Origin of the sequence: Enterovibrio norvegicus DSM 15893, from assembly GCF_900115495.1 — a bacterium.
Classification (GTDB): Bacteria; Pseudomonadota; Gammaproteobacteria; order Enterobacterales; family Vibrionaceae; genus Enterovibrio; species Enterovibrio norvegicus.
The window spans coordinates 1-25,350 of record NZ_FOWR01000049.1 but is presented as its reverse complement, the minus strand read 5'-3'; the positions used below and the strand labels follow the sequence as shown (position 1 = coordinate 25,350).

Annotated in this window: 22 protein-coding genes and 1 pseudogene; 11 read left to right on the top strand and 12 right to left on the bottom strand. The window is 46.9% G+C overall.

Translation table 11 applies throughout. From position 1 onward, the window contains the following. Window positions 1-239 precede the first annotated feature (239 nt). The gene (locus tag BM082_RS21595; protein WP_074928572.1) at window positions 240-1,829 is read left to right on the top strand and encodes a cation:proton antiporter family protein; all 1,590 of its coding nucleotides are present in this window, start codon (window positions 240-242) and stop codon (window positions 1,827-1,829) included. A 225-nt stretch (window positions 1,830-2,054) separates the two neighbouring features. Then, window positions 2,055-3,728, top strand: coding sequence for an asparagine synthase B (asnB, locus tag BM082_RS21590; RefSeq protein ID WP_017008807.1), 1,674 nt, complete (start codon window positions 2,055-2,057; stop codon window positions 3,726-3,728). A gap of 406 nt (window positions 3,729-4,134) precedes the next feature. Here asnB and BM082_RS21585 read toward each other — a convergent pair whose 3' ends face one another. The 4 genes from BM082_RS21585 to htpG form a co-directional block, all read right to left on the bottom strand. Next, window positions 4,135-5,439, bottom strand: a complete 1,305-nt coding sequence (locus tag BM082_RS21585) for an inosine/guanosine kinase (protein ID WP_074928570.1) — start codon at window positions 5,437-5,439, stop codon at window positions 4,135-4,137. Between the two features lie 117 nt (window positions 5,440-5,556). Next, window positions 5,557-6,525: a ferrochelatase gene (gene hemH / locus BM082_RS21580; RefSeq protein ID WP_074928568.1), complete on the bottom strand. Its 969-nt coding sequence runs from the start codon at window positions 6,523-6,525 to the stop codon at window positions 5,557-5,559. 133 nt (window positions 6,526-6,658) lie between these two features. Beyond that, window positions 6,659-7,303 carry an adenylate kinase gene (adk, locus tag BM082_RS21575; RefSeq protein WP_017008504.1) on the bottom strand — a complete coding sequence of 215 codons (645 nt, stop codon included), beginning with the start codon at window positions 7,301-7,303 and terminating at the stop codon, window positions 6,659-6,661. Window positions 7,304-7,431: 128 nt separating this feature from the next. Beyond that, window positions 7,432-9,339 (bottom strand): molecular chaperone HtpG, encoded by a 1,908-nt coding sequence (htpG, locus tag BM082_RS21570; protein ID WP_017016383.1) that lies wholly within the window; start codon window positions 9,337-9,339, stop codon window positions 7,432-7,434. A gap of 200 nt (window positions 9,340-9,539) precedes the next feature. On the opposite strand from htpG, the gene BM082_RS21565 reads away from it, so the two are divergent. Both BM082_RS21565 and BM082_RS21560 read left to right on the top strand, forming a co-directional pair. Then, entirely contained in the window at window positions 9,540-10,451 is a 912-nt protein-coding gene (locus BM082_RS21565; RefSeq protein ID WP_017008502.1) for a transcriptional regulator, read from the top strand. Further along, window positions 10,442-10,993, top strand: a complete 552-nt coding sequence (locus BM082_RS21560; RefSeq protein ID WP_017008501.1) for a regulatory protein ToxS — start codon at window positions 10,442-10,444, stop codon at window positions 10,991-10,993. The genes BM082_RS21565 and BM082_RS21560 overlap by 10 nt, the downstream gene beginning before the upstream one ends. Before the next feature lie 110 nt (window positions 10,994-11,103). On the opposite strand, the gene recR is transcribed toward BM082_RS21560, so the two are convergent. The 5 genes from recR to BM082_RS21535 all read right to left on the bottom strand — a co-directional run bounded on the left by recR (window position 11,104) and on the right by BM082_RS21535 (window position 15,541). Further along, complete coding sequence (recR, locus tag BM082_RS21555) at window positions 11,104-11,706, bottom strand: recombination mediator RecR (protein WP_017008500.1); 603 nt, start codon at window positions 11,704-11,706, stop codon at window positions 11,104-11,106. A gap of 18 nt (window positions 11,707-11,724) precedes the next feature. Then, window positions 11,725-12,054 (bottom strand): YbaB/EbfC family nucleoid-associated protein, encoded by a 330-nt coding sequence (locus tag BM082_RS21550; RefSeq protein ID WP_017008499.1) that lies wholly within the window; start codon window positions 12,052-12,054, stop codon window positions 11,725-11,727. Window positions 12,055-12,080: 26 nt separating this feature from the next. After that, the gene (gene dnaX / locus BM082_RS21545; protein ID WP_074928566.1) at window positions 12,081-14,369 is read right to left on the bottom strand and encodes a DNA polymerase III subunit gamma/tau; all 2,289 of its coding nucleotides are present in this window, start codon (window positions 14,367-14,369) and stop codon (window positions 12,081-12,083) included. 116 nt (window positions 14,370-14,485) lie between these two features. After that, window positions 14,486-15,031, bottom strand: a complete 546-nt coding sequence (gene apt / locus BM082_RS21540) for an adenine phosphoribosyltransferase (RefSeq protein ID WP_017016221.1) — start codon at window positions 15,029-15,031, stop codon at window positions 14,486-14,488. A 111-nt stretch (window positions 15,032-15,142) separates the two neighbouring features. After that, window positions 15,143-15,541 (bottom strand): YbaN family protein, encoded by a 399-nt coding sequence (locus BM082_RS21535; RefSeq protein WP_050999820.1) that lies wholly within the window; start codon window positions 15,539-15,541, stop codon window positions 15,143-15,145. 307 nt (window positions 15,542-15,848) lie between these two features. On the opposite strand from BM082_RS21535, the gene BM082_RS21530 reads away from it, so the two are divergent. Further along, window positions 15,849-16,193 carry a TraR/DksA family transcriptional regulator gene (locus tag BM082_RS21530; protein WP_074928565.1) on the top strand — a complete coding sequence of 115 codons (345 nt, stop codon included), beginning with the start codon at window positions 15,849-15,851 and terminating at the stop codon, window positions 16,191-16,193. Between the two features lie 47 nt (window positions 16,194-16,240). Here BM082_RS21530 and BM082_RS21525 read toward each other — a convergent pair whose 3' ends face one another. Then, a complete protein-coding gene (locus BM082_RS21525; protein ID WP_017008493.1) occupies window positions 16,241-16,876 on the bottom strand; it encodes a YccT family protein in 636 nt (211 codons plus the stop codon). Between the two features lie 73 nt (window positions 16,877-16,949). Next, on the bottom strand, window positions 16,950-17,975 hold the full coding sequence (locus BM082_RS21520; protein WP_074928563.1) for a porin: 1,026 nt from the start codon (window positions 17,973-17,975) through the stop codon (window positions 16,950-16,952). A gap of 516 nt (window positions 17,976-18,491) precedes the next feature. Between BM082_RS21520 and dinG the strand changes: the two genes are divergently transcribed. From dinG to BM082_RS21490, 6 genes are all read left to right on the top strand, one after another. Beyond that, window positions 18,492-20,570, top strand: coding sequence for an ATP-dependent DNA helicase DinG (gene dinG / locus BM082_RS21515; RefSeq protein WP_074928561.1), 2,079 nt, complete (start codon window positions 18,492-18,494; stop codon window positions 20,568-20,570). 11 nt (window positions 20,571-20,581) lie between these two features. Then, on the top strand, window positions 20,582-21,355 hold the full coding sequence (locus BM082_RS21510; RefSeq protein WP_074928559.1) for a sulfite exporter TauE/SafE family protein: 774 nt from the start codon (window positions 20,582-20,584) through the stop codon (window positions 21,353-21,355). Between the two features lie 19 nt (window positions 21,356-21,374). Continuing rightward, window positions 21,375-21,923, top strand: a complete 549-nt coding sequence (gene priC / locus BM082_RS21505) for a primosomal replication protein PriC (protein ID WP_017014135.1) — start codon at window positions 21,375-21,377, stop codon at window positions 21,921-21,923. A gap of 1 nt (window position 21,924) precedes the next feature. Continuing rightward, window positions 21,925-22,854, top strand: coding sequence for a histone deacetylase family protein (locus tag BM082_RS21500; protein WP_074928557.1), 930 nt, complete (start codon window positions 21,925-21,927; stop codon window positions 22,852-22,854). After that, window positions 22,847-23,005, top strand: a complete 159-nt coding sequence (rsmS, locus tag BM082_RS21495) for a pleiotropic regulatory protein RsmS (RefSeq protein ID WP_017008485.1) — start codon at window positions 22,847-22,849, stop codon at window positions 23,003-23,005. Before BM082_RS21500 ends, rsmS begins: the two co-directional genes overlap by 8 nt. A gap of 537 nt (window positions 23,006-23,542) precedes the next feature. Then, on the top strand, window positions 23,543-24,961 hold the full coding sequence (locus BM082_RS21490) for an alanine/glycine:cation symporter family protein (RefSeq protein ID WP_074928555.1): 1,419 nt from the start codon (window positions 23,543-23,545) through the stop codon (window positions 24,959-24,961). 69 nt (window positions 24,962-25,030) lie between these two features. On the opposite strand, the pseudogene BM082_RS21485 reads toward BM082_RS21490, so the two are convergent. Further along, window positions 25,031-25,350, bottom strand: a pseudogene (locus BM082_RS21485) (IS4 family transposase); the annotation flags it as partial.

Genomic DNA, 25,350 nt, shown 5'->3' with positions numbered 1-25,350 from the left:
TGTTTTTGGGCTGTCGCATCCATCTAACATTCTGACAAAACTCCCCCTTCACACTGTGTAACGAATTAAACACGATAACTCCCCAGTTTTATTCCTGATTGCTGGCTCTCAAATATGCATTTGCTTTATCATGAGAAAATAAAACCTTAAGCAAATCCGCTTATTACTGAGAGAGTTCCCTCTCTTGGTTAGCACTCGCGCACCTACGACAGACAGTTAAAAGGAAAAACGCTCGCTTTATGGATCTGATCATTATCGCCGTCGCTTTTGTTAGCGGATTTCTCATGCTGCGCTGCCACATGCCACCATTGGTTGGTTTTCTTATTGCGGGCTTCGGCCTGAACGCTGCGGGTTATGCCTCGACTCCACTCATTCAAACGCTTGCCGATCTTGGTGTCACCCTGCTCTTGTTTAGCATTGGTTTAAAACTTGATGTTAAATCACTGCTGAATCGCGAAATCTGGCTTGGGGCATCAGTCCATAATGTGCTGACAACAGCCGTTTTCACCCTCTGTTTACTTGTTTTCAAAACCCTAGGTTTAAGTGCTTTCTCAGCGCTTGCGTTGAACGAGATCGTGTTAATTGCTTTTGCCCTCTCCTTCTCTAGCACTGTATTTGCCATCAAAGCGCTTCAAGAAAAAGGCGAAATGAATGCCACTTACGGCACACTCGCTATCGGCGTTCTGATCATGCAGGACATTTTCGCCGTGGTGTTCCTAACAGCGACTTCTGGCAAAGTGCCTGGCATTGAAGCATTAGTTCTATTTGCGTTACCACTTCTTCGACCTGTTTTGTTCAGATTGCTTGATAAGGCGGGACACGGTGAAGTCTTAGTACTGTACGGCATCTTCCTGGCACTGGTTGCAGGTGCAGGCCTGTTTGACGCGGTAGGGATGAAAGCGGATTTGGGGGCGTTGATCCTCGGCATGATGATGGCGGGCCATTCACGCGCTTCTGAAATGGCCAAGTCGCTGTTCAATCTCAAAGAACTCTTTTTGGTCTGCTTCTTCCTCAATATTGGGCTTTCAGAGCAGCCCACCGTTGAAGGCTTCATGATCGCGATCTTGTTTATGCTGATACTACCTCTCAAAGGGTTATTGTATTACGGCGTATTCAACAGCTTTAAGTTCCGAGTAAGAACCTCGTTATTTGCGTCTTTAACACTGTTTAACTACAGCGAGTTTGGCCTCATTGTCGGCGGTATAGCCTACAAAATGGACTTTATGCCCGGCAGTATACTCGTCGCATTGGCCATCGCTGTGTCGCTTTCCTTCGTGCTTGCAGCGCCGCTGAACACATTCAGCCACAAGATCTATACCCATGCATCGAAACGATTCCACGATCCCAACCCAGAAAAGATTCACCACAATGATCAACTGATCGACCTTGGTCATTCTTCTATCGTTATCTTGGGCATGGGCCGCATTGGCAGTGGCGCCTATGATGAGTTGGCAGACGCCTTTCCCGGCAAAGTGCTGGGCATTGAAGCGCGTGATGAATCGGTTGCACTCCACAAGGAAGCGGGCCGACACGTTATTCAAGGTAACGCCACTGACCCCGATTTTTGGTCACGCGTTACCTCCTCACAGCACATTGAACTCATTTTATTAGCCATGCCGCATAGTCAAGCAAATACCATCGCGATGGAACAGATTCATCAATTAGGATTTAACGGTAAAGTCGCGGCGATTGCGAAGTACAGCGATGAGATAGAATTGCTCAAGTCTCTCGGCGTGGATGAAGCCTATAACATCTATTGCGAAGCGGGAGCTGGTTTTGCTCGCCACGTGAAAGATCAGCTCATCGCTAATGAAGATAACGCACGCTAACGTGAGTCTTTTCATTCATCACACGCAAAGTGTTCAAAAAACACACAACGACTAACGTTTATTCACCAAATCGGCCATTTTTCCGAATAGATTAAAATCAAGTTTCCAGTTTTCTATTTTTTTCTCCACAACTGGTTGCTTTTTTTATTCAAATTGGCAAATTGGGGGCAATAAAGATTTAAATTACGCACGACATCGTTGCGAAGGGAAGTAAGAGAGGGATTTATGTGTTCTGTATTTGGCATTCTGGATATTAAGTCAGATGCAACGGCGCTTCGTCAATCAGCGCTGGAAATGTCTAAAAAGCTCCGCCACCGTGGCCCTGACTGGTCAGGTATTTATTCATCAGACAATGCGATCCTGGCGCACGAGCGTCTCGCGATAGTTGGTCTAAACAGTGGCGCTCAACCGCTTTATAGCCCTGACAAAAAACACATCCTCGCGGTCAACGGCGAAATTTACAACCACAAAGAAATCCGTGCGCGTTATGAAGACAAGTATGACTTCCAAACAGATTCTGACTGTGAAGTGATACTGGCGCTCTACCAAGACATGGGCGAAGACCTGCTCGAAGAACTTAACGGTATTTTCGCGTTCATTCTTTACGATGAGGAAAAAGATACCTATCTCATTGGTCGCGACCATATCGGTATTATTCCGCTTTACCAAGGCCATGATGAGCACGGTAATTTTTACGTCGCATCTGAAATGAAAGCCCTCGTGCCTGTGTGTAAAACCATCAGCGAGTTCCCTCCAGGTTCTTACCTACGTTCAGGTGATGCCGAACCGCACCGCTACTACGTGCGTGATTGGAATGAATACGCAGCGGTTCAAGGTAACTCCACCAGCAAAGAAGACCTGACGAAGGCATTGGAAGATGCCGTTAAGCGTCAGTTGATGACCGATGTACCTTACGGTGTATTGCTATCAGGTGGCTTGGATTCATCCATCACGTCTGCGGTTGCGAAGCGCTTTGCTGCAATGCGTGTTGAAGACGATGGTCAATCAGAAGCTTGGTGGCCACAACTGCACTCGTTTGCAGTTGGCCTTGAAGGTGCGCCAGACTTGAAAGCTGCGCGTGAAGTGGCAGACCAGATTGGTACGGTTCACCACGAGATGACTTACACCATTCAAGAAGGCCTTGATGCGATTCGCGATGTGATTTACCACATTGAAACGTATGACGTCACCACCATTCGCGCTTCAACGCCAATGTACTTGATGGGTCGTAAAATCAAAGCGATGGGCATCAAAATGGTGCTTTCTGGCGAAGGTGCTGATGAAATTTTTGGCGGCTATTTGTACTTCCACAAAGCGCCAAACGCGAAAGAGTTCCACGAAGAAACTGTTCGTAAGCTTCTCGCATTGAACATGTTTGACTGTGCCCGTGCGAACAAATCGTTAGCGGCATGGGGTGTTGAAGGTCGCGTACCTTTCCTCGACAAAGAGTTCATCGATGTTGCGATGCGCTTGAACCCTGAAGACAAGATGTGTGGTAATGGTAAAATGGAAAAACACATTTTGCGTGAGTGTTTCGAGCACTACCTACCAGCATCTATCGCATGGCGTCAAAAAGAGCAGTTCTCAGACGGCGTTGGCTACAACTGGATTGATACTCTGAAGGCCGTCGCTGAAGAGAAAGTGACAGACCAACAAATGGAAACTGCACAATTCCGTTTCCCTTACAACACACCAACAACGAAAGAAGGTTATGCATACCGCGAGATCTTTGAAGAATTGTTCCCACTGCCAAGCGCAGCGGAGTGTGTACCTGGTGGCCCGTCAATCGCTTGTTCAAGCGCGAAAGCCATCGAGTGGGATGAGAGCTTCAAAAATGCAGCAGACCCTTCTGGTCGCGCCATAGCAGCCGTTCACAACGAAGCCTACAACAAGGGCTAAGAACGAGAAGCACTCAAAAACAAAAAACCGCCATCAGTGGCGGTTTTTTTATGTCTGAGAAATCTCTACGCAGAGGGTACTTAAGCAAGGCTATGAAATGGATTCTGGTTTGGGAGCTTAACTATTTCACAAAACGAAAAAACCGCCCATAAGGCGGTTTTCTATGGCTGAGAAATCTCAACGTAGTGGGTACTTAAGCAAGGCGATGAATAGATTCTGGTCGGCAGCTTAACCCTTTCACAAAACGAAAAAACCGCCGTAAGACGGTTTTCTATGGCTGAGAAATCTCAACGTAGTAGGCACTTAAGCAAGGCGATGAATAGATTCTGGTCGGGAGCTTAGTTCACTAAGTGACTGACAGAATCGATGAAATCAACGCAGCATAAGCGCCTAATACGGCAGAGATTTAGCGTTCCCAGTAAGCCTCTTCTAGCGAATCTTCCCTCTCAGGAAGGCCGCGAGACAAACGAGGGGAATGCTGCGCCAATACTTCATAACTTACGCGGTTTGCGTATTTACACACTTGTGAGAACGAGCTGTAGGTGAGGTATTGGAAGCTATGCTTGCTTGAGTTTGGCACGTTATCACGGTGATAACGGTTCGCTGACATATCATGAAGCACGGCAGACAATGCGCCATCGCCTGCACCATTGGTGTTCTTAATGCGCTCTGGGCCACCCATGTATGGTGCGATGTGCGAATAAACCTTAGACGGTGTATCACAATCTTTCTTCATCATCGGGCGGCTGAATTCGTACATGTTGAATTCTGCAATTGGGCCTGGCAGCAGTGGAAGGCTGGTTTCGCGTTTCGCACTCTCTTCAGTGTAACCGGCCATGTAGAGGCCTATTGGGCCTGCAGTACATAGCACCATGTCTACCCACTCAAGGGCTTTATCTGCTGCAATCAATGGGTCGGATTCACCGGTTAGCGCTTCGGCTTCTTCTTCATTCATTGCGACAACTGAAACATGCTCTGCAAGGAATTCACGCCACCATTGTGGGTTGTTTTGAATCACGTATTTCGTGCCCATGGTCATGACCACAGGGACGTCATATTTTTTCGCAAACTCAATGGCTCTCATGGTTGCTTCAGGCATTGGATCACCTTCTTTGCAACGCACGAGATACGCGGTAAGCACGAGTGCAGATGCATTCTTAAAGATATGCTCTGGAATTGACTCGGGCTTCAGTTGGTTCATCAAACCTTCGCTGATCGCAAACGTACGCTCACCTTCTTCACTGATCAGTGCATAACAGCGACCAATTGGCCCTTGAACAGGTTGAAGGTAGTTCAAGTCCATACGGCTTGAGGTATTACACAGGTAACGGTATGAGTAGCTGCCGATTGTAATATCACGACTCATTACACCCAGCAGAATCGATTTATCATCGGCCAGTGTTGAGTAGTTGTGCAGCGTGTTACCAATGGTGCCACCCGCAAACTCATGGCTAATCATGTTGTTTTCTTTGAGTTCTTGATACAAGGCTTCTGCGCGCTTATCGTCAATTACCAAAGAATGGCCTTTGCTCAATGCATACTTAGCAAGAAATTCGTCGCTCACCTTGGCTTCAATATCAACCAGCGTCTGATCAATACCGATAACGTGCGGTCGCGTCAGCTTACGTTGTTCGCTCGCTTGAACCAATAGAGGGTCACGTGCATGCACAGGAAAGTAATGCTTTGATTTGCGTTGGCCTGGAAATTTCATGATATCGATGCGTCGTAGTAGTGGCGAAAGTGAGAATTCTATCACACTAATTTGCAGTGGGAATATCTCCCATACAAATTGGTGCGACAGAAATTCATTCTAGCATCAATGAAACTGTTACCAACCTTGAGTATGACGCTCCACCAGTTGGCGCATCATATCGATATGCGCTGGCGCATCGTTCAGACAGGGGATAAATCGAAATGCCTCGCCGCCCGCTTCCATGAAGCTGTCGTGGCATTGTTCTGCAATTTCTTCCAGAGTTTCCAAGCAATCTACAGAGAATGCTGGCGAGATAATGTCAACACGCTTCACGCCGTCTTTCGGCAATTGCTCTAGTGTTTTGTCTGTGTATGGCTGTAACCATTCTTCGCGACCGAATCGAGATTGGAAGGTGGTTTTAATCTTCACATCTGTGTTCAGGCGGGCAATCAATCGCTCTGTCGTGTCGTGGCAGTGTTCACGGTAAGGGTCACCATTGTCAGCATAACGCTTAGGAATACCGTGGTAAGAACACACCAACATGTCAGGTTTGCCGTTCGCATCCCAATGCAATTCCACAGATTGCGCAAGCGCGTCAATGTATGCTTTATCATCATAGTATTGATTGATAAAACGAAACTCAGGGATCACTGGTTTGCCTTTCATGGACTTTGCCAGCTTGTCAAACACTGCCGCAGTGGTTGTGCGCGAGTATTGCGGATAGAGCGGCAACACGAGAATTCTTTCACACCCTTGGGCTTGAAGTGATTCAACAGCACTTAAGATACTTGGCTGACCATAGGTCATGCCGAGCTCAACAGGCATATCAATGACGGTCTCCAGCGCGGCTTTCTGGCGCTGAGAGTACACCATTAATGGCGACCCTTCTTCCATCCACACACTTTGATAGAGCTTTGCGACCTTTGGTGAGCGCACAGGAAGAATAATGCCGTGAAGTAACGGACACCATAACCAACGCGTCATGTCTACAACACGCTGGTCATGAAGAAATTCGCTTAAGAAAGCACTTACCGCTTTCGCCGTTGGTGCCTCGGGTGTCCCTAGATTGGCCAGTAACACGCCAGTTTTGTTTTTATTTTCCATTTCAACCTGCTTCAACAGTATGTTACGCCAAAAGAATATCACGAACTCGCAAGCATACCACTACTGATGCAGCGTCGTTTCGGATCAAAAAAGGGCAATCCTTAGACTGCCCTTTTTCCAAAAAAGCGAGGAATTAACCTAGCGCTTTTTCGATCTCAGCACTGACTTCAGCCACTTGCTTAGTACCGTCGAACGTTAGGTACTGCGTCTTGCCTGCTTCTGCTTCTTTTTTGTAGAAAGAGATAAGCGGCGACGTTTGATCGTGGTATACGCCTAGACGTGCTAGTACGGTTTCTTCTTTGTCGTCATCACGAACAACCAAGTCTTCACCGGTCACGTCGTCTTTACCTTCCACTTTAGGTGGGTTGTAAACAACGTGGTAAGTACGACCTGAGGCCAGGTGCGCACGACGACCGCTCATACGCTCAACGATCACGCTGTCAGCAACGTCGAATTCTAGAACGAAATCAACATCCACACCGATTTCTTTCAAGCCATCAGCTTGTGGGATCGTACGTGGGAAGCCATCCAGCAGGAAGCCTTTCGCACAATCTTCTTGTGCAATACGCTCTTTCACCAGACCTAGAATGATGTCGTCCGATACAAGCTGACCAGCGTCGATAACTGCCTTCGCCTGTTTGCCCATTTCAGTACCGGCTTTGATTGCTGCACGTAGCATGTCACCTGTGGAAATCTGTGGAATTCCATACTTTTCCATGACGAACTGCGCTTGAGTTCCTTTACCCGCACCTGGAGCGCCCAGAAGAATGATGCGCATTGTTATCCCCTTTTTAACTTGGATTTTTCGCAAAAAATGAAACATACACGGTTACGTAAACGCTAGCAAGCCCAGCAATCGTGCTGGGCTTGCTATAGATTATTTACATTTCCGTGGGTTAGATACCATTAGCCTTTAGTCAATAATTGATTAACGGCTGTTAAGAACTGTGACGGATCTTCCATTGAACCACGTTCAGCCAACATCGCTTGCCCAAGTAACATTTCAGCCCAACGACCGAACGCTTCTTCGTCAGCTTCATCAGCCATTTGTTTCACCAGTGCATGTTCAGGGTTCAATTCAAAGATGTACTTCACTTCAGGCGCTTGCTGACCCGCAGCCGCAAGCAGTTTCGCCATCTGTGTGCCCATTTCAAATTCATCCGTGACTACAACCGCGGGTGTGCCAGACAATTTGAATGTGGTACGAACCTCTTTCACACGGTCGCCCAAATACGCTTTTGTACGTTCAACAACGGACTCGAAGGCTTTTTGCGTCTCTTCGCGTTTTTCTTTCTCGTTATCGTCTTCAAATTTGCTCAGGTCCAGATCCGCTTTCGTGATGGCCTGGAACTGTTTGCCATCAAACTCTGGCAGGTAACCCATCAACCATTCATCAATGCGGTCGTACATCAAAATAACTTCAATGCCTTTTGCTTTGAATTGCTCAAGGTGTGGGCTGTTTTTCGCAGCCTGATACGTATCTGCTGTGAGGTAGAAGATCTTGTCTTGCTCTTCTTTCATTCGAGATACGTAATCCGCCAATGACACCGTTTGCTCACTGCTGTCAGACTGCGTTGAAGCAACACGTAGCAAGCCCGCAATTTTCTCACGGTTGCTGAAGTCTTCCGCTGGGCCTTCTTTGAGCACCAGACCAAATTCTTTCCAAAATGCTTGGTATTTCTCTGGCTCGTTCTTCGCCAAACGCTCAAGCATGGTTAGCACGCGTTTTGTACAGGCATTACGAAGCGTTTGGGTTACTTTGTTATCTTGCAGAATTTCACGCGAAACGTTCAGTGGTAAGTCATTAGAATCTATCAGACCACGCACAAATCGTAGGTAGCTCGGCATGAATTGAGACGCATCATCCATAATAAAAACGCGTTGGACATACAGTTTCAGACCATGCTTATGATCGCGGTTAAACATGTCCCATGGCGCTTTCGATGGCACATACAGCAAACTGGTGTAATCGTTTTTACCTTCTACTCGGTTATGACTCCAAAGCAGAGGATCAGCAAAATCGTGTGAGAGGTGTTTATAAAACTCTTGGTACTCTTCATCTGTTACATCAGATTTAGAGCGTGTCCAAAGTGCCTGGGCTTTGTTGATTTTTTCCCATTTGCCTTGGTCGGTTTCATTCCCTTCTTCGTCACGCTCATTTGCCCAAATTTCAACGGGGATACCGATATGATCAGAGTATTTACCGATAACTTCACGTAGACGCCAGTCATCAAGGTATTCTTTGTCTTCTTCGCGCAAGTGCAGAGTAATGGACGTACCACGTGAGGCTTTTTCAACGCCTTCGATGGTGTAATCACCTTCGCCCGTTGATTCCCATTGCACAGCTTCAGAGTTCGGCGTGCCTGCTGCACGCGTTGTCACTGAGACTTTGTCTGCCACAATAAATGCGGAGTAGAAGCCCACACCAAACTGACCAATCAATTGGCTGTCTTTGGTTTGATCATCAGAAAGTTGTTTAAAGAAATCCGCCGTCCCTGACTTTGCAATGGTACCGAGGTTATCGATCACTTCATCGCGCGTCATACCAATGCCATTGTCATCAATGGTGAGCGTGCCCGCTTCTTTGTTGACGCTGAGACGGACGCGAAGGTCGCCATCATTTTCATAAAGCTCTGAATTCGATAACGCTTTAAAGCGCAATTTGTCTGCCGCATCCGATGCGTTAGAAATCAACTCACGCAGAAAGATTTCTTTGTTGGAATACAGTGAGTGGATCATTAAATGCAGTAGTTGCTTTACTTCGGATTGGAAACCGCGCGTTTCCTTACTTTGTAGAGTAGCTTGATCGCTCATTTTAACCCCAAAAACAAATGGTAATAAGTCTAAATAACTCTCTTTAAATAAGGGCGAAGAATTGCTTTTCAACCCTCGTAAATCATTTTTTCATTTCTTGAGGTGCTTTTCTCATTTCAGGTATAATCGTCGCATATTTTACTTAAATTCAGTGTCTGTTCCTTGTGGCACACCCGAATTCCAGCAGGTTAAGTAAACAAATGCTCAACAAATCAAACCGATACCTTTTGGGAGAACGCTTCGTCTTTTCTCCTAGTGACAGCTCTGTCATCGATCTACACGAAGCAGACGAACTTATTCGACTAGGCAGTAATGAAGCTCGCGTTTTAATGGTGTTGATTGAAGAGCCACATGCGATCGTAACGCGCCACCGAATTCACGATTACGTTTGGCGTAAGCAAGGGTTTGAAGTTGATGATTCAAGCCTAACGCAATCCATTTCTACGCTTCGTCGTGCGCTGAAAGATTCGACCAAAAGCCCGATGTTTGTCAAAACCGTGCCGAAACGCGGCTATCAGGTCGTATGCTCAGTGGAAGCTTACAATGATCAAGACGTTGATATTCCATCTCCACCAGTGATGGATCCGACGTCTATCCAGCAAGACGACGTGACGAGCAGTGACGCACCTGCCAGCGATAAGTTGACTCAGTCGCCTGCCGCCCCCGTTGATACGCTTAGCGTTGAGCCTGCATCGGTGCCAAGCGGCGCCTCGACAAACCCTGCGATTGACGGTCCTGTTTACACATCCACAAAAATGCCATTAGGCTCTTGGTTTGCGTTGATTCTTGCCTTTTTAGTGCCCCTTATCTTTTATGCTGCCTCCACGCCGAAATCTGAAGCTTTTAAGGCGTTTTTCCAAGTGCAAGACGTCTCGGTATATATTCCCATTAATAATGCGCGGATTGAAAAGTGGCAACCTATGGTCGAGCGATGCGTCGTGAAATACATGGATTATTACGGATCGTCTCGCTCGCTCAGTGAAGTGATCGTGACAGGCGGCCAAGATAACCAAATTTCGCTGAACTATATCCACTTCGACAAAGACACTGACGATAACCTCACCTATGTTCTGCTCACCAGCCAAGAGGAGAGTCATTCATTATGTCGCTAATCACAACGCCACGCCGAAGAGACCAAATGAAGCGCTACAGCCCATACCTTCTGCTGCTCCTCACCATCATAGGAAGCTGCTGGGTATTCTTGGGGGAAGATGTGCGTACGTCGACCTTGTTACTTTCCCGTGAATGGAAATCAAACACGGTGAATTACATTGAAGAGTCAACATACCGCAATGTAACCGGTATAACGGCAACCGAACAGCACAGTAACATGGTGTTTTTACCGAACAACACCTATTCACGCGATACCCAAATCATTCTCAAGAATGAAGTCGATAACATTCAAGTGATCATGTCAGTTTCCGAGTCTGGTGAGTGGGAGGTCAGCGGCGGCTACTTGCGCTTAAAGTTAGGTGAATTGAAAGACGTGACCACTGGCGACACGTCAGAGTTTTCTGCAGATGACTTAGCGCTCGTGCGAACCTTCTATCGAATGGGCGCTGAAAAAGTGCGACGCATTGATGTGCTCAGTAGCAGTGCTTTGCTGCTGACCAGCCTTAACCACGGTTCTATGGTTCTCTATAACCAAGGCTAAATATTCTGCACAAATACATACCTGCAATCGTCAATAAACGCTGTTGAATGTTTTTTGAGATAAAAGAAAGGCCGCTGAATGCGGCCTTTCTTGTCTATCTGGTCAGTCAGTTATCGTAGTCGATGTCTACCGACGATAGAGTGAGATAGCGTTGTTCCATCAACAAGTTCAAGTTCACCACCCATCGGTACGCCATGCGCAATCCGACTGGCAATGACTTCATGCTCTAAGCATAACTCACTGATGTAATGTGCCGTGGCTTCACCTTCCACCGTTGGATTGGTTGCGAGAATCAACTCAGAAATCGTTTCGGTTTCTAAGCGTTTTTCAAGCAAATCAAGACCAATGTCAGAAGGACCAATGCCATCTAATGGCGACAAATGCCCCATTAGCACGAAATAGCGGCCAGAGTACTGTCCAGTGGCTTCAATCGCGGCAATATCAGCCGGACTTTCTACCACACAAATTTGACCGTTCTCTTGGCGACGAGGATTGGCACAGATTGCACAAACGTCTTCTTCGGTAAACGTACGGCATTTCTCGCAATGGCCAATGTCTGTCATGGCAGATTCCAGCGCCTCGGACAACTTAATGCCGCCTTGACGATTTCTCTGCAATAAATGAAATGCCATACGTTGCGCTGACTTAGGACCGACCCCAGGCAGGCAACGTAGCGATTCCATCAACTGTTCAAGCAATTGGCTTGTACGCATAATGAATAAACGTCGTCGTTAGAATGGCATTTTGAAGCCAGGAGGCATTTGCATGCCGCCAGTGACGTCGCCCATTTTGTCTTTTTGTGCTTCTTCAACACGGCGCGCAGCATCGTTAAACGCAGCTGCAACCAAGTCTTCAAGCATGTCTTTGTCATCTTCCATTAGGCTGTCGTCGATCTCGACACGACGCACACTGTGGCTGCCTGTAATGGTGACTTTAACAAGGCCAGCACCGGCTTCACCGGTGACTTCCATGTTTGCGATTTCTTCCTGCATTTTTTGCATGCGCTCTTGCATCTGCTGCGCTTGCTTCATCAGGTTGCCCATTCCGCCTTTACCAAACATAATTCTCTCTCTTTTAGCTTGGGTGGTTATATTGGTCGAATGCTTTCTTCATCTAACTCAGCAGAAAAACGCTGACAGATAAAGCGAACATTAGGATCATCACTCAAGCTTTGGCCCGCTTGAGTGAGTTTTTCTGTGTAGAGTTTATCTCGCCATTCTAGCGGTGTAACCCCTTGCTCTCCTAGCTCAATCGTTAAATTGATTGGAGAACCGATTAATTGGCTTAGCCCATCAGCAAGTAGCGTTTGCGCTTTATCTTTGTTCAAGTGCGCTTGCTCAGATCGAAGGGTTAACACAACATCGTTCCCCTCTTTCTTCATGGATGCATTCAATGCCATTTGCTTCACCAGACGAGGAACGTCTAATGCATTGGCGATACGGCACCACTCATCTTGATCAATGGATTCTTGCTCAAGCTTTTTCCGCATTTCAGGCGTTCGGTCATGAAGCAACGCCTTCTTGATTTTTTCTGGCGTGACAACAATCGCTGGCGTTGTCGCGTCAATTTTTGTCGGCTGCCAACGGTATGCATCATCACTTTTTACCGGCGTCGCACCTGACGTGGTAAGTTGCTGAAACGAAGCAGGATCCGCAGGCTTATGCTTTGCTGCGATCCTGTCTAGCACCGACGTGGACTCACGACCGGCAGATGCCGGACTACCCTTTTTTGGCGGCTGCCCCTCCTGCTGACGCGCTCTGCTACGCAGCATGTTTCTCGCCGCGAGCAAATCGCCCGCAGAAGACGGACGCTCACTCGGAGCAGAAGATTGTTGCCCTTGCGGCGCATAGGCATGACTTGGCGCTTGCTGCATCGGTGATGGCGCATTGTCATCACGGCCATCATCGTCATATTCACGCTGCGCATCTTGCTCCATCGCTGCCATATGCGATGACAGTTGAGGGTCAACATCTGCAGTGTGCGGGCGGATCGGCGCTTGTGGCTCAGCACCGCTTGCAGGGGCACTCGCTGGCGTGTACGCACTTGGAGACTGATTGCTTGGTGCGTTTTCAGGCATTACCGACATTGCTGGCTGAGCAGATGTTGGGGCCGTTTGAGGTTGTATTGGCGGCTGTGCGCGACTTGATGCAACCTGCGCTTTTAAAGACGCGATTCTATCCTGAACGGGCGCGACCTGCGCACTAGGCGCTGCTTGTGATGGCGATGCGGCAACTCGCTGGCCCGGCTCTGTAGACGGCACAGAAATGGCTTCTGGCTCGAAATGCGTCGAGGTTACGGGTCTAAACGCCAGCATTCTCAGTAGCACCATCTCTAACCCTGCTCGCCCATCTGGGGCGTAAGGCAAATCTTGTCGGCCTTGTAGCACAATTTGGTAGAACAACTGCGTGTCTTGAGGCGTGAGCGCGTGAGACAGCATTGTCACACGTTCTGCGTCGGGTGATGACGTATCTACAGATTCTGGCAATGCTTGTGCCATCGCTACACGATGCAACTGGCTCGCAATTTCTTTGAGTAAGCCATCCCACTCAACGCCAACTTCGGCAAGCTGAGTCAGGCATTGCATGACTAAGTTCGCATCACCGCTTGAAAGGGTTTCCAGCAGCAACAGGGCTTGGTCAGTACTCAACGTACCTAGCATTTCTGTTACTTGTGCTTCGTTCACGGCGCCATTTCCAAGCGCTATTGCTTGGTCGGTCAGAGAGAGCGCGTCACGCATACTGCCTTCAGCCGCCCTTGCAATCAAAGAAAGCGCACGAGGCTCAGAAGCGACGGTCTCTTCCGTCAGCACGTGTTCTAACTGATGCTTGATCTGGGTCGTATCCAGGTGCTTCAAATGGAATTGAAGGCATCGAGAGAGAATAGTGACGGGCAGCTTCTGTGGATCAGTTGTCGCGAGCAGGAATTTGACGTATTCAGGCGGCTCTTCAAGCGTTTTAAGGAGCGCATTGAAGCTATGACGAGACAGCATGTGGACTTCGTCAATAAGGTAAACTTTGTAACGTCCACGCGCTGGCTTGTATTGGACGTTATCAAGAAGATCCCTTGTATCTTCGACTTTTGTACGCGATGCCGCATCGATTTCAAGCAAGTCGACAAATCGACCTTGATCGATTTCTTGGCAGGTAGAACACACACCACAAGGTGTTGATGTGACACCTTGTTCGCAGTTCAGACCTTTTGCGAAAATGCGGGCAATCGTCGTTTTACCTACACCGCGTGTACCGCTAAAGAGGTAAGCATGGTGAAGGCGATTGTGATCTAAGGCATTGGCTAACGCAGTTAAAACATGCGATTGACCCACCACATCTTTAAATTGATGCGGACGCCATTTGCGGGCTAGTACCTGATAACTCATAGGTTATAAAATCTTTTCATATATTGCCGCCATCCTAGCACAGAGACAAAAAGAGCGCGATCTCACGAATCACGCTCTATCGTTCACGACGTTTAAACACGTAATTATATTGACAATTAATGACCTTCAAATTCACACAGGCTATAAACCTCTAAGCCAAGTGATTGCAGTCGAATCTCACCACCGATTTCAGGTAGATTGATGATAAACGCAGCATGTGCCACATCACCGCCCAAACGGCGAATCAGCTTGGTGGTCGCTTCAATCGTACCGCCAGTTGCGAGTAAATCGTCAACCATCAACACTTTATCACCTTCAACAATCGCGTCGACATGAATCTCTAACGTGTCTTCGCCGTACTCCAATGCATAACTTTCGCTGATCACTTCGCGAGGCAGTTTTCCTGGCTTACGAACAGGTACGAAACCCACACCCAATTCAAGCGCAAGTGGCGCGCCAAATAGGAAACCACGGGACTCAGTCCCCACAATCTTAGTAAAGCCTTGATCTCGGTACTTTTCCACTAGCATCGCAATCGTTGCCTGATACGCTTCCGCGTTTTCCATCAAACTGGTGATGTCACGGAAAATAATGCCTGGCTTTGGGTAGTCAGGAACGGATTTGATGTTGTCTTTGATAAATGCGATTTTGTCTTGGCTCATAATGATTCACCACTCAATGTGGTTTCCAACAATATAGGGAGGACTGAGACAGTATTGATGCGTCGGAATAACACACACAACAAAGCCCCTTAGGTTTGCTCTGCTGCCATGTTATGTATTTTCAGGGGTGTGGGCAACTGCTTCGACTTCAGGCAAACGGTTAAACCAAATTAAAAGTACCGTTGCCATACTTATCAGCATGATTTTCTGCCATGTTTCTGGCACCACAAAGATTGAGAACGTGAAACTTAATACAATGCAGACATTGGCTCGACGCTTCACCCGGCGATCAATCGCACGGTGATGATGCCATTGATAAAGAATGGGCCCAAATTTGGGGTGCTGATGTAGCCAGTTGGCAATGGTTGGAGAGCCGCGCATGAAGCACGCACTGGCAAGAAGAATAAACGGTGTTGTAGGCAGAAGAGGGAGAAAAATACCGATGACCCCCAGGACGACACATAACCACCCTAGCGCAACCAATATTAATCGCTTAAGCGAACTCCCCACTCTTCCCTCCTAACCTAGCTGCTGAGCATTTTTATCCACGTGAGTGTCGCTGGCAACGTGGGCAGGAGAATGACCGCAATCAATCCTAGAAAGTGGGCAAAGCTAAAAGGGTCTTTGTAGTTGGCATCCATGATTATGTCCTTCTTTTCGTGTACGCCTGTAGGTGGTTTGTCAATATACCCGTTTCAACGCCCCCTAAATACCGACAAATTTCAGGGTTTATCCACTGGAATTGATATATGTCAGAGCCTGTATACGAATTCGAAATAGACTAATACGGATACTTGAGGCGCACGAAGACAAAACCATGCTTGATATAGAAAAGGTAGCACAGCTACAAAAAAAACTGATGAACGAGAAGGAAGTAGTTCGCAGTCGATTAGAAGATGCGCTGATAAGGTTAACGGGCCAAGATGTTTCCAGCGTGCCGACTGCACACCTGATTAAGCTATGTCGCAGAGAAAGCGACGATCTCCATGATGATGGCTTTAGGCTTGAGCGTATCGACGCCGCCTTATGTGCTATTCACACGGGATTGTTTGGCTACTGCGCTGATTGCGAGGAGCCTATCGATCTTCAAGATATCATTGAAGATCCGACAGAGCCGCGTTGCCAAGAATGTCGAGTACACAGTCGCTATTACCATTCTTGAATAACGAGATAAACGCCCACTGGGCGTTTATCTAAAATTCTTTACGATCACTCTTGATCAATCATCCACTTACGGAATGTCTTACGTTCTTCTTTGGTTGCTTTAGTGTACCAAAGTTTGAGTTGTGCCAGAGCGTCTCCGGTTAATTCCACATCACCAGTCTTTGATACTGCAACCACGACCTCTTCATTGAGGTCTTTAATTTCCTGGCCGTCAAAATAAATGCCGTTATTTTTGTTATAAACTGAAACAGCTTTTGGTAGGTCACCGTAAGGAAACAGACCAGGGTTGCCAGGAAGTACATCAACATGAAACCTGATATTTTTGCCAGCAGAATTTTCAATTGACCAGCTAACTTTGCCCTTCTCAAAAGCTCTTTCAGCTTTAATATACTTCCTAAAACGCTCTATAGAGATAGAAAGATCTTTACCAATGTCAGTAAATTGGAAAACGTATGGTTTTGACTCAAAAAGTTTTGTTTTAGAACCCTGATCTAAGATGGACTTGTATCTAACAACTAATTGGTTGTCACCATTGTTTAAGCTGAGAGTCTCCCCACTATTAGCCTCTACCTTATTCCCATTAAGTACTAGCACCTGTAAGCCAGCGCCTACTTCAATTTCAGACGCCACCACCATTGAACTAGAAAAGATAAAAGCACAAAAAAATACTATTACTTTCATTAGAATCGTTCTCTCAGATAAACAAAAAGCTGCCTTGGATAGGCAGCTTTTTTACTTTTAGTGTACAAGTAAGTTAGAATTTAACTTCCATACCTACTAAGAAACCAGTCGCGTCATCAGACTTCGCGTTTTTCACTTGTTTCTCTGCCCAACCCAACTCTACATAAGTCTTCACATTACTATGCATTTTGTATGTTGCGTTTGCATAAATGTTGCTGCCATCAGAGTCGTCGTCGTTTTCACCAAAGTTGTATCCCAAGTAGTATTGGAAGTCACCAACACCATAACCCGCTAACAACTCTACGTAGTGACCAGAATTTGCTTTGTCCTGAACGCCGCCGTCTTTCTCTTCAAAATCAGTGTAAGATGCACCAAGAGTGAACGCATCCATGTTGTAAACAGCACTTAACTGGAATGCGTCTTTGTCTGATTTAGCTTTTTTAGCGCCATTTTCGATTGGAGTCTGCTCAGCAGTCAAGAAGTATGCGCTAAGATCCAAACCAGCGATTGATGTACCTACGCCAGCATCAGTATGAGATGCTTCATTGACAGTTACATTACGCGTCAAAGTACCACCAGTCGATACAAATGATTCTTCTTCGCTACCGGACTGTTTTAGGTTATGAGCAATACCAAACCAAAACGCATCGCCATCATAACGGTACTTAATTACATTATCACCGCTCGCTGGGAGGCTACCATTCACACCTTCTAGTCCTAATTCGATATCTTCATTGATATTCGTATCATCCCAAAAAGTATACATACGTCCGGCAGTCACTTGGCCAAAACCGCCTTTGAAGCCAGCCCAAAGTTCGGTATTTTTGACGTCGTTGCCTTCGTTTTCAAAATCGAAGTATCCAAGCGCTGTCAGATCATCGCTCACCGCAACATCAATACCAAAATTTAGTTCGCCGTCGTCTAGACGAACATCAAGGTCTTTGTCTTCGCCGTTAAATTCATAATCTTGAAAAATCTGAACTTCTGCTGCACCGCCAATAGTGACAGATACACCATCTTGGTCGTATACAGTTGCTGCGTTTGCTGCACCAGCGACTAGAAGAGCTGGAACTGCCAAAGCTAGAATTGTCTTTTTCATGTTAATCCACTGCCTTTTCTTTATTAGAATGGAATTCCTGTTCCGGGATCCCTTTTATGGTTGCACTCGTCACAACGTCACAACAACGACGCAACAAATACGCTTTAACTTCGAAAGTTATCGTGCAGAACAATCTAAAATCTGTCAAATCAACCTAAAACAAACAAAAAAAGCAAAAAAACCTTTAAATACATAACGATAAAAACATTAACTTGAGCGGAGTCACGGTATTGAAATAGCATTGTCAATTTTCTGCAAAGTTGCTCGCATTTCCATATCAGAACAAAAAACCAAAATGAACCTTTAAAAATACAAAAAACAGCATATATAACTACATATTTGCAACCTACACAGTGAAAGGCATTCCCTTTGCTTTTCATAGTGATAGCTAATATTAGTTCAATCCATAATCGTGATCTCAGTCTCATAAATTAAAACTAATACGCGAATACTTGAACTCATTCACATTCTTTATGCGTGATATACTGCCCATCTACACGCCAATATGTGCCATCTATGCTTAGTCCATCTACCAAAAATGACATACGTAGCAGCTACGAGAATCTTCGAGCTCAATTGCAGAACTTTATTCCAAGAAAAGCCCAAAATTTTCTTGTGGCAGAGCTTGCCAAAACATTGGCGGGGGAATACAACCCAAAACGCCGGATCATGGTGGCAGAAGCCGGTACTGGGATTGGTAAATCAATGGCTTATCTCTTAGGTGCCATTCCCTATGCGCTGAATAACAATAAGAAGGTCGTTGTTTCTACAGCCACTGTCGCGCTTCAGGAGCAATTGATAGAGAAAGACTTGCCCTTATTTCGACGTGTCGTGCCCCGTGAGTTCAGCTTTGTGTTAGCGAAAGGAAGGCAGCGTTATTGCTGTGGGCAGAAACTCGCGGCATTTGCCAGTGAAGAAGGACACGGTCAGCAAGCGCTGTTCGATCATAAGCCTAAGAAAGCAGAAATTGACCTCATGAATGACCTCTACGCTGCTTACAGTAAAGGTAAATGGTCAGGAGATAGAGATGCGTGGCCAAAGTCCATTCCCGACACTGTTTGGCAAAGTATTGTTTCCGATAAGCACACCTGCCACTCCGGCCTCACCGCGCACAGAGGCTGTCCATTTGCTAAAGCGCGTGAAAATTTAGATAAAGCCGATGTCATTGTCGCAAATCACAGTTTGTTGATGGCAGATTTAGAACTGGGCGGCGGAGTGATCCTTCCAGAACCAGAACAAGCGCTCTACATGATTGACGAAGCGCACCACCTCCCGATTGTTGCGCGCGACTTTTCTGCCGCGTCTGCAAGCTTGCTCGGCGCGGCCTCATGGCTAGAAAAGCTTAACCAATCAGCATCGAAAATCGCCAATGCGGGAGACATCAAGCGCAGTTCACGTTTTTTGGACAGCTTACAAACGGGGATTCAAGATCTTATTCCGAGCTTAAGGTCGGTGCGAGACATGCTGTCAGATATGCCTTTAAACAGTGATGGCGTTTATCGCTTCGAAGATGGCGAGTTGCCTGAAGCACTGTTCAATTTATCTAAAGAAATCCAAAAAGCAGCTAAAAAAGCCAATCAATCGTTAGCGAAGCTCCATGATTTAGTTTCTGAGCGCGTCAAAGACGGCGAAATAGCCGCACGTCTCGCCGATCCCATTCAAGCAGAGTCGGCGTTTTTCTTACAGCGATTAGAAAACCTCGAAAAGGTATGGACCTTAATGGCGCAACCTAACGCTAATAAAGGTGCACCACTCGCACGTTGGATTCAACGCGATGCAGAACGAGAGACTGACCTCGTTGTTCACGTCTCGCCACTAGAGATCGGCTGGCGTCTAGACCAGCTTCTTTGGTCTAGAGCGGCTGGCGTTTCGCTAATGTCCGCGACACTTCGTGCATTAAACCAATTCAGCTATTTCTGTCGTCAGGTTGGGCTGGAAGAAAATGATGGAACGCGCTTCCTCGCTCTGCCTTCTCCTTTTAATTACGAAGAGAATGCACAGTTAGTCGTGCCGAACGTCCCCTTTGAGCCTCAACAAGAGCAGTTCACCGCCATGCTGCCAGACATTCTTTTGGAATACTTGGAAGGACAAACCGCCAGCTTGGTACTGTTTTCTTCGTACTGGCAGATGAACCAAGTGGCAGAGAAGCTTCGCCTGCAGATAAAGAAAAATGGTTGGCACTTACATGTGCAAGGCGAAGCATCACGCACAGCAACGCTCGATGCGCACCGCAAATGCTGCGAGCAAGGAAAAGTCAGCATACTCTTTGGGACTGGCAGTTTTTCTGAAGGTGTCGACCTTCCCGGCAATCAGTTAACCAACCTGATTATTACTAAAATTCCATTTGCCGTGCCTACATCGCCTGTCGAAGAAGCACATGCTGAATATATCGAGCGCAAAGGGGGGAATCCATTCATGCAGATCTCCGTGCCAGAAGCCAGCAAAAAGCTCATACAATCAGCAGGTAGGCTACTGCGAAAGGAACAGGACTTTGGTAGAGTTGTGTTGCTCGACCGACGTGTGATTAATCGACGTTACGGAAAAGCCCTACTGGATTCCCTTCCACCTTTTAAGCGTGTCATTGAGTACACATAAAGAGCCGTAAAATGATCGAGCTACTAGATCCAACCACCATTGCCGTTCTGGCGTTGGTGGCATTTTCTGCGGGTTTTATTGATGCCGTTGCAGGCGGTGGAGGCATGTTAACTGTCCCTGCTCTTCTCTCTATCGGATTACCCCCGCACATCGCGTTGGGCACAAACAAGCTTTCTGCGACCTTTGCATCGTCCACGGCTGCCTTCACTTACTATAAGAAAAAACTTTTCTCGCCCGCATTTTGGACCCAAGCTTTTATTGCCACCCTCGTTGGTGCAATCATTGGCACACTCATCGTCGATTACATCAGCACTGAGTGGCTTGAGAAATCACTGCCACTGATCATTCTTGCTGTCGCGGTCTACACCATTTGGCATCCCCAGCCAAAAGCGGACAACCATGAATTGCCAAAAGATGATCCGAAAATAAAAACAAAACAGTGGGGACAAGGTCTCGCGCTTGGTTTTTACGATGGTGTTGTCGGCCCAGGCACTGGCGCTTTTTGGACCGTCTCATCAATGTCGCTGTACAAGATGAATATCTTGCTATCATCAGGCCTTGCAAAGGCAATGAATTTCACCAGCAACATTGCCTCTTTGGTGACATTCATTATTTTGGGTCATGTAAATTGGGCTATCGGCCTGACAATGGGCATTTGCCTCATGGCGGGTGCTTTCATTGGCGCACATTCAGCCATACGCTTTGGTGCGAAGTTTATTCGCCCTATTTTTGTTACTGTTGTTGTTGTGATGGCAGTAAAACTCGCATACAGCGCTTGGTTCTAAGTTTTTATTTGAGAGCAAGATGGATTTATCGACGTTAAAACAACAATTACAAACCCTTGCTATTAATGCAGCGGACATTGATAGAAAACGGGGTGAGGCCATTAAGCCTTTGTTCGACGAGCGTCTTTTTAGTTGTCTCGCACGCTTGCTCACGCCTTGTGTTTCTGAAGCTCAGAGCCTTGTCGCAACACTAGAACGTGAGCAAGAAAGTGGCCGACTCACTGCTGCACGAGCAGATTATCTGTGCGAAAAGCTGCTTAACCAGATCAGCGCGTTGCAGCGAGAAATGGCAACAATCTCCATTCGACAAAAAGAAAGAAGTTTTGCGCCGCGATTTGGCACATCGACAAGCCAGCTTTATCAAGATCTCGCCCAACACCAAAGCTGGGAGCGACGTCTAGACGATATGGTGCGTGATGCTGAGGCGAAACTTGGCCAATGCCAAACACTTGTCGAACAACAACAGATGCAAAAGAATCTATTAACACTGGAGAAACGTCTCGCGCGTTGCAGTGAAGCAAGACAAAAAATCGAAGCCCGCATCACTTTTCGCGAAAAAAAGCACTGACATGTTGTCCGTCATTTATCACCCTATCTATTCAGATTTCCCGTTGCCCGATGGGCATCGCTATCCGCTACAAAAGTACCAATTGCTCAAGGCGTATATTGATGAGCACGCTTTACCCGTTGTCTCTCATCTACCAAAGCCGCTTCATCCTGATGCGCTGACCGCTATCCATGATCCTGATTATGTGAATGCACTTATCACAGGTACGCTTCCTCTCGTAAAAATGCGCAGGATTGGATTTCCATGGAGCGCGGCGCTTTTGCAGCGAAGCTTAACCTCTTTAGGGGGAACCGTTCTCACCGTGGATAAAGCCATTGAGGAAGGTGTTGCTATACATTTAACCGGTGGCTATCACCACGCACATTACGATTTTGGTAGTGGGTTTTGCTTGTTTAATGACTTGGTTTTAGCCGCAGACCATGCCCTGAAGAATGATGGCATCGAGAAGGTGCTTATCGTGGATTGTGACGTTCACCAAGGGGATGGAACCGCCACGTTAGCAGCAGAACGCCATGACATCGTGACATTCTCGGTGCACTGCGAGAAGAACTTTCCATCACGCAAACCGGATTCAGATATCGATTTACCACTCGAAAGACAAACTAACAGCAAAACGTTCTTAGATGCGTTTATCCCTACACTTGAACGCGCTGTTGCCCAGCATCAACCAGATATGATCATTTATGACGCTGGCGTTGATATACACGAAGAGGATGAATTGGGATACCTGTCAGTGTCTCAACAAGGCATTGCAGAGAGGGATATGGCTGTCTTTCATGCCTGTAAACGACACCACCTTCCCGTCGCCGCAGTGATTGGCGGAGGCTATCGCACAGAACAAACGGCATTGGTTCCGCTGCATGCGGAGTTAATACATTCGGCCCTCGCCGTCTTTTACCCACACTTATCGGAGAAACCCAACAATGAGTGATTCAGGCTTAGAACATGCACCTGATGAAATTAAATTGGCCGTCGATTTAATCTACTTATTGGAAAGCCACGATGTTGCGCCAGAGACAGTGCTCAAAGCATTAGCGATTGTGCAAAGTGATTTCGAGCGTAAGCTGCACCAAGAAGAGTGATGCTTATTGTTCTTTTATCTCTCTCATTATTTTTCCTTCTTTCTGTTCCCTCGCTCTTCAAAAATAGGTCAGCTCAACACAAGCATCGCTTTTCACGCGCTTTGAGCGCCAAATATAGACGCAAAAAAAGCAGAAGCACCAAAGTAACCACTTTGGAAAACATTTGGCTACCGTGTTAACGATTTATGGTGTTTATGTTGGATAATTATCTTTTCATTAAATTATTTGACGCATTTTTAATCAAATGACGAAATTTTAGGATGCTCAATATCTCAAATTGAAGTATTATCGCGCCGTTTTCTTGTAGCGTACACCTGTAAGCCGCAATAGAACTGGCCGTAGGATACATACTCAAATGGAATTGAAGATAGCGCCGCAGGCTCGCTGCGCACGAATACTGGCCATGAATCTCTGCAAGGAAGCGTCGCCAGGGCAACCATTGCCCGAGGCTCAGAGCTGAAAAGGAAGTTTCAGAGCGTTTGTTTCCTCCTTGTTCACTCCTCTGCCTTTCCTTTTTTGACGACAGTAGAGTTTGTTATGACGGAACTAAAAGATTTATTCGTTTCCTTTATCGATGCCGGAAATGGCTTGCTATGGGGAAGTGTGCTCATCTACCTTTTGATCGGCGCGGGCTTGTATTTCACCATTCGCACTGGTTTCCTCCAATTTCGTTCATTCGGGCACATGATTTCTCTCATCAAAGGCAGCCGTAGCGGTGCTGATGGTGGTATTTCCTCTTTCCAAGCATTCAGTACAAGCCTCGCGGCACGCGTGGGTACAGGTAATATGGCAGGTGTTGCCGTTGCTATCTACCTCGGCGGTCCTGGTGCTGTATTCTGGATGTGGATTACCGCCCTAGTGGGTATGTCTACCAGCTTCGCAGAATCTACCCTCGCCCAAGCTTACAAAGTGAATCACGACGACAACACTTTCCGTGGCGGCCCTGCCTACTACATGGAAAAAGGCTTAGGCCAGCGTTGGATGGGCATCTTATTTGCTATCTGCTTGATCATCGCCTTCGGCCTTGCGTTTAACGGCGTTCAATCAAACTCCATTGCTGCGGCAATGAACACCGCGTTTGGCACCGACAACACTTGGGTGGGTATTCTCCTTGCCGTCGCTGTTGCACCGATTATTTTCGGTGGTATGCGTTCTGTCTCTCGTGTTGCTGAACTTATTGTGCCTTTCATGGCAATCGGTTACTTGATTGTGGCGCTCTACGTTATCGCCATTAATATTACTGTGCTTCCTGACATCTTTGCCACCATCATCAAAAGCGCATTGGGCTTTGAACAAGCTGCTGGCGGTGCACTCGGTGCGGCAATGATGCAAGGCATCAAACGTGGTTTGTTCTCAAACGAAGCGGGAATGGGTTCTGCACCGAACGCTGCAGCAACAGCGACCACGCGCCCTAACCATCCTGTCGCACAAGGTTACGTACAAATGCTGGGGGTGTTCATCGATACCATCGTTATTTGTACAGCAACAGCATCCATTATCTTGCTTTCTGGCATGCTTGATACCACCAGCGATCTTACCGGTATTGCTTTGACTCAAGCAGCACTGGTCACTGAAGTCGGTGATTGGGGTGCACAGTTCATCGCTATCGCAATCTTGCTGTTTGCATTCACTTCTTTGATTGCTAACTACTCGTACGGTGAATCAAACATCGAGTACATTTTCAAAAGCAAACTCGCAATCAACATTTACCGCGTGGCTGTCTTAGCAATGGTTGTTGTAGGCGCTGTGATTGATCTACCTACTGTATGGGCACTTGCTGACTTGTCGATGGGTATGATGGCTATCGTTAACTTGGTTGCCGTACTGGCTTTGTCTGGTGTGGTCATTGCACTGTTGAAGGACTACGAAGCGCAACGTAAGGAAGGTAAAACACCGACTTTCGATCGTAAGAAATTCCCTCAGCTAGACAAGCAAATTGATAAAGATGTTTGGTAATACATTTTGTTTTAAATAGACCAACCATGAAAAACAAGAAAGGGAGCCGAATGGCTTAATGCATGTGAATTAAGCTGAATTACGCCTTCTAGAAGGCCTGGTCGCATAGCGACTGGGCCTTTTCTTTACTGCTCTTGGATATGTCCTCTCCCTCCTCTCTGGAAGCACAAAGCTCTCTGCCATATCGAGGATATACCTGAGCACTTCTGGATATCTTCCGGGCGCGACTGCCGGGAGCATCTGCAACTGACTCACCAAAAATATCGATGCCTGCTTAAAACCTATTTGGTATGGCATTACCGTATTCAAGGAATACGCCATCTGGCACATCATAAAACGCAGCAGGTTGTAGGCAAGCAACATCCCCCAAAGCTCCTGCTTGACCAACG